Origin of the sequence: Mycobacterium sp. shizuoka-1 (genome assembly GCF_002723835.1) — a bacterium.
In the GTDB taxonomy this organism is placed as follows: Bacteria; Actinomycetota; Actinomycetes; order Mycobacteriales; family Mycobacteriaceae; genus Mycobacterium.
Genome location: NZ_BEWG01000046.1, coordinates 65346 through 70926, shown reverse-complemented (window position 1 = coordinate 70926; position 5581 = coordinate 65346). Strand labels below are relative to the sequence as shown.

Genomic DNA, 5581 nt, shown 5'->3' with positions numbered 1-5581 from the left:
GGTCGACATCACCCCGGAACCCTCGCCCGACACTCCGGTGTCCGAGGTCGCCTGACGACCCCCGATCCACAGGATTTGACTATTCCTCGGTCGGCAGCGGTGCGGAGAACAGCCGTCGGCCCCAATACAGCAGCACCAGCTCCACCGCCGCCACCACGGCCAGGATCGCCACCCACTCCAGCCGGAACCACCACCAGGCCGCCGTGCCGAGTTCCGGTTGCGGGAACAGTCCGGTGGGGTAGCCGGCGAGCGCGACGATCACCACCGGCACCATGTGCCACAGGTACAGGGCCATCACGTTGTCATTGGCCACGACCAGAAATCGTTGGGCGCGAACCGATGTCAGGGCCCGGTTCACCGCGGGCGCGGCGGCCAGCGCCAGGCCGGCCTGGACCCCGCCCAGCGCGAGGATCGCGAGGTTCGGCGGGCTGGTGTTGTTCAGTGTGGCGCCGGGAACGCCGATCATGCTGACCGGATACGGGCCCTGGGTGACCAGCAGGATCAGTGCGACCGCCGACGCTGCGGCCAGCGCGATCGCCGCCGGCGGCCGCAGCCGGCCGTCCTGCCAGGCGATGCCGAGCTGGTAGAGCACCGCCCACACCAGCAGATAGTTCAGCCACCCGGCGTAGGGCACCTGCGCCCCGATCGTCGCGGCGTCGAGGCCGGCGATCACCAGCGTGGTCACCGCCGGCGCCCACAGCCCCCAGCGCCGGTGTGCGGCCACCGCGATCGGCGTCAGCGCCACCACCAGCACGTAGATGCCCAAGAACCACAGGTGCATGGCGACCGCCCAGGCGCCGAAGTCGAGCTCGGATCCGGCGACCCCGATACCGCTCAGTGTTGCCACGACGAGCAATGCGAACACCACGTAGACCGCGGTCGGCCCGAGCGGGCGGACCAGCCGGCGGCGCAGCCAGGCCTGCCGGGACTCGTCGGCGCCGCGCTGGGTCCACGACACCGCGCTGGCGTACCCGGCCACCACGAAGAACACCGGCACCACCTGGAAGATCCAGGTCAGCCACTGCGTCCACGGAAGGTCGACCAGCGGGTTCTCCCGCCAGAACGCGCCGTCGGAGAAGCTCAGCGCCGCCGCGACCCAGTGCCCCACCACGACGAACAGCAGGGCGCCCACCCGATAGAGATCCATCGAGTGGTTGCGGGTCGCGGTGGTCGTCGCCGTCTCAGACATCGACCTCCATTGTGCGCGGCTGATTCTCTCGGGCGGTGATCCGCCGGCGGCTCAGGCCGGGAACGCGGCCACCGGCATGACGACGCTGCCGCGGCACGGGCCTTGGGCGATGTCGGTGTGCCAGGTGCCGCGCAGGGACCCGTCGGGCTGCGGCTCGTAGAACGCCCACGACGTCGCCGGGCTCCACTGCTTCTGATACCCGTCACCCAGGAAGCAGTCCCAGACCCAGTCGTAGGTGGTGGCCCACTCGGATCCGTTCCAGGTGTAGCGGGTCGGCTGCGGGATCGTGGGGTTGCTCGGGGCGGGGCCGTCGACGACGGTGGCCACACAGGCGCCGCCCGTGCAGGCCGTCGACACCGTGAAGGTCGCGCCGAAGTCGTTCTCCCTCTGGCGGGTCGCTGGGCTGGTGCCGGCCTTCTGCGAGGCGTAGGTGATCATCTGGTAGCGCCCGGTCCAGGCGGGCGGCGCGCCGTGTGCCGAGGCCGGCGACACCAGGCCGGCGGCGCAGATCGTCGCCGTGGCCATCAGCGTGGCACCCAAACTTCGGCGGCCGGACCCCATAACCCCTCTAACGTCAGCGTTCTGCGAACAATCAGCCTAGGCGTCAGTAATCACCGAACCGGGTCTGCGCCAAGGGGTGTCAGACCCGATCGTGATCCAACCCTGACCGGACCGTTACCGGCCCTCGGCGAGCAGCAACTGCGCGTACGCCGCGATCGACTGGGCGTCGGTGACCACCCCGGTCCGGATCATCTCTTCGAATCGGCTGCGCTCGAACCACGCGAAATGCATGTCCTGCTCTTCGGGCTCGCGCTCCGGTTCGCCCTGCGTAAGGTCGGTGGCCAGAAACACCCAGCCACGCTGGCTCATGATGCCGGGAGCCACGTCCAGGCGGCCGAGGACGACCAGCGACCCGGCCGTCAGGCCGGTCTCCTCGCGTAGTTCGCGGGCCGCAAGCTCAGCCGGCTCGATGGCGTGCCCGCCCGGCACGGTGCCCATCGGGAACTCCCAGCGCCGCGCATCGAGGGGATAGCGAAACTGCTCCACCAGCGCCAGCCGGTCGCCGTCCACGGCGATGATCACCGCATAGTCCGGCCGATCGACCACGCCGTAGATGCCGGTCGAGCCGTCTGGTCGCGCGATGGTGTCCTCACGCACCGACATCCAGTTGTTGCGATACACCTCGCTCGACGAGATCTGGGCGATGGGCTTCACCGTCCCAGTATCGCGGTAGCGTCGACGGCGTGCTGTTGGCCTCCTTGAATCCGGCCGCCGTCGCCGCCGGAGCGGACATCGGCGACGCCGTGCGCATCGACGGCGCCGTGCTCTCGCGTAGCGATCTCGTCGGCGCCGCCACCTCGGTGGCCGAGCGGGTCGGGGGCGCGCACCGGGTGGCGGTGCTGGCCACTCCGAGTGCTGCCACGGTGCTCGCGGTGACCGGCTGTCTGATCGCCGGCGTGCCGTTCGTGCCGGTCCCCGCCGACGTCGGGGTCGCCGAGCGGGCGCACATCCTGACTGATTCAGGTGCCCAGGCCTGGCTCGGCGAGCAGCCCGCCGACCTCGGCGGCCTGCCGCACGTCCCGGTCCGGCTGCACGCCCGGTCCTGGCATCGCTACCCCGAGCCGGCGCCGGACTCCACCGCGATGGTGATGTACACCTCGGGCACCACCGGGCTGCCCAAGGGCGTGCTGATCAGCAGGCGGGCCATCGCCGCCGACATCGACGCCCTGGCCGACGCCTGGCAGTGGAACGCCGAGGACACCCTGGTGCACGGGCTGCCGCTGTTCCACGTCCACGGCCTCGTCCTCGGGCTGCTGGGCTCGCTGCGGGTGGGAAACCGCTTCGTGCACACCGGGAAACCGACGCCGGCCGGCTATGCCGCCGCGGGCGGCACGCTGTACTTCGGGGTCCCGACGGTGTGGTCGCGGGTGGTGGCCGACACTGCCGCCGCCACCGCCCTGGCCTCGGCCCGGCTGCTGGTGTCGGGTAGCGCGCCGCTGCCGGTACCGGTGTTCACCGGCCTGGCCGAACTGACTGGCCACCCGCCGGTCGAGCGGTACGGCAGCACCGAGTCGCTGATCACCCTGAGTACCAGGGCTGACGGCGAACGCCGACCGGGATGGGTCGGCCTGCCGCTGTCCGGGGTGCGGACCCGGCTGGTGGGTGAGGACGGTTCCATCGCCGAGCACGACGGAGCGACCATCGGCAGCCTCCAGGTCATGGCGCCCACGCTGTTCGACGGCTACCTGAACCGGCCGGAGGCCACCGCCGAGGCATTCGAGCCCGACGGCTGGTATCGGACCGGGGACGCCGCGGTGATCGACGATGCCGGCATGCACCGCATCGTCGGGCGCGAATCGGTGGACCTGATCAAGTCCGGCGGCTTCCGGGTCGGTGCCGGTGAGGTCGAGACGGTGCTGTTGGGCCATCCGGGGGTCGACGAGGTCGCCGTGGTCGGTCTGCCCGACGCGGACCTCGGGCAGCGCATCGTCGCGTTCGTGGTCGGCGACGCCAACCCGGAGGAACTGATCTCCTATGTGGCCGAACAACTTTCGATTCACAAGCGTCCTCGCGAAGTGCGGCTGGTCGATGCGCTACCACGCAACGCGATGGGCAAGGTGGTCAAGAAGGAGCTGATGACATGGGGATGAGGTTCAGCGAGGTCTGCATCGACGCGCACGACATCCACGCGTTGTCCGCGTGGTGGTCGACGGTGCTGGGCTGGCCGGCCGAGCCGACCGACGACGGGGACGTCGCGCTGCGGGCTCCCGTCGGCGCCGGACCCGACTGGCTGTTCCTGGAGGTCCCCGACACCAAGGTGGTCAAGAACCGCATCCACTTCGACTTCACCCCGGACGATCAGCAGGCCGAGATCGACCGGGTCCTCGCACTGGGTGCCCGCCGGGTCGACATCGGTCAGGGCGAGCAGAGCTGGGTGGTGCTCGCCGACCCGGAGGGCAACGAGTTCTGCATCCTGGCGGCCGAATAGCACCGGCGGTCGGCTCTCACCGCCCGAAGGCGGCGGTGATCTCGGCGACGCGCGGGTCGGTGCGCAACTGGTCCAGGCTGGTCGCCAGCGGCAACCGCCAGTTGGGGTATTCGTCGATCGTTCCCGGCAGGTTCGGCTGGCGGATCTCACCGATCACGTCGTAGGGCGAGATCAACTTCAGCCGGCTGGGGGTGGCGGCCAGGAAGCGGTGCATCGCGACGATGATCGCCGCCTCGTCGGGTTCTGCGGTGTCCAGCAGTCCCTCGGCGCGAAGGAGCGCCAGCCACTCGGCGCGGTCGCGCTCCGCGGTCGCCCGTTCGGCGGGTATGTCGTCGAGCAGTCCCAGCTCGGCGCGCACCCGGACATGCTCACCGCGGAGAAACCCTGCGGCGGTGGGCAGATCGTGGGTCGACAGGCTCGCGGCGGCACGTTCCGGCCATCGCGCGGCAGGCAACAACGGCTGGTCGGGGTCGGACTCGTCGCGGGTGAACCAGGAGACGGCTGAGCCCAGCATCTCGTTGGCCGCCAGCGCCTGGGTGACCTCCGGCTCGACGGTGCCGAGGTCCTCGCCGACCACGACCGCGCCGGCGCGGTGTGCCTCCAACGCCAGCACCGCCAGCATGACGTCGGGGTCGTAGTGGACATAGGTGCCGCGGTCCGGGCTGTCACCCGGCGGGATCCACCACAGCCGCCACAACCCGGCGACGTGGTCGATCCGCAACCCGTCGGCGTGGGACAGTATGGCGCGCAACATGTCCCGCAACGCCGCGTAGCCGGTGGCGGCCAGCCGGTCCGGTCGCCACGGCGGCAGGCCCCAGTCTTGACCCGGGGGAGTGAAGTTGTCCGGCGGCGCGCCCACGCTCACCCCGGCCGCGAGCACGTCGGCCAGTGCCCACGCGTCGGCGCCGTCGGCGTCCACCCCGACCGGCAGGTCGTGCAGGACGCCGAGCCGCATCCCGGCAGCCCGGGCGGCCGCGCGCACCGCAGCCAACTGGTCGATGCATTGCTGCTGCACCCACGCGTGGAAATGGACTCGGGGCAACAACTCTGCGCGTGCGGCGGCCACGGCGGCACTGTCGACGACCCGGAGCGACTGCGGCCATCGGCTCCACCGTCCGCCGTGCCGCTCGGCGAGCGCGCAGTAGGTCGCCCATTCGGTCAGGCCGCTGAGCGCCGGTGACCCGTCGAGCGGTGTCCGACGTCCACTGCTGCGCCAGAGTGTCTCCAGCGCAGACCGTTTGGCCGCCCAGACCAGGTCATGATCGATGCGATCGGTGTCCGGCGAGACGGCGAGTGCGTCGACCTCGGCCCTGGTGTCGGGATCGGCGCTGCGGTAGGCATCGAGGTCCTCGATGCGCAGCGCCAGCGGGTTGGCGAAGCGGCGGCTCGACGGCGTGTACGGG

General features: G+C 70.8%; 6 protein-coding genes. 2 read left to right on the top strand and 4 right to left on the bottom strand.

Features of this window, described 5'->3' with window-relative positions:
• Window positions 1-79: 79 nt before the first annotated feature.
• From MSZK_RS14810 to MSZK_RS14800, 3 genes are all read right to left on the bottom strand, one after another.
• A complete protein-coding gene (locus tag MSZK_RS14810) occupies window positions 80-1189 on the bottom strand; it encodes an acyltransferase family protein (RefSeq protein ID WP_099248990.1) in 1110 nt (369 codons plus the stop codon).
• Window positions 1190-1240: 51 nt separating this feature from the next.
• On the bottom strand, window positions 1241-1714 hold the full coding sequence (locus MSZK_RS14805) for a hypothetical protein (protein ID WP_099249019.1): 474 nt from the start codon (window positions 1712-1714) through the stop codon (window positions 1241-1243).
• 150 nt (window positions 1715-1864) lie between these two features.
• Window positions 1865-2404, bottom strand: a complete 540-nt coding sequence (locus tag MSZK_RS14800) for an NUDIX hydrolase (RefSeq protein WP_099248988.1) — start codon at window positions 2402-2404, stop codon at window positions 1865-1867.
• Between the two features lie 29 nt (window positions 2405-2433).
• On the opposite strand from MSZK_RS14800, the gene MSZK_RS14795 reads away from it, so the two are divergent.
• Window positions 2434-3840 carry an acyl-CoA synthetase gene (locus MSZK_RS14795; RefSeq protein ID WP_099248985.1) on the top strand — a complete coding sequence of 469 codons (1407 nt, stop codon included), beginning with the start codon at window positions 2434-2436 and terminating at the stop codon, window positions 3838-3840.
• Window positions 3831-4178 carry a VOC family protein gene (locus MSZK_RS14790; RefSeq protein WP_099248983.1) on the top strand — a complete coding sequence of 116 codons (348 nt, stop codon included), beginning with the start codon at window positions 3831-3833 and terminating at the stop codon, window positions 4176-4178. Before MSZK_RS14795 ends, MSZK_RS14790 begins: the two co-directional genes overlap by 10 nt.
• 16 nt (window positions 4179-4194) lie before the next feature.
• Here MSZK_RS14790 and malQ read toward each other — a convergent pair.
• Window positions 4195-5581: 4-alpha-glucanotransferase (gene malQ, locus MSZK_RS14785; RefSeq protein ID WP_233211317.1), on the bottom strand; the 1387-nt coding region annotated here is incomplete at its 5' end.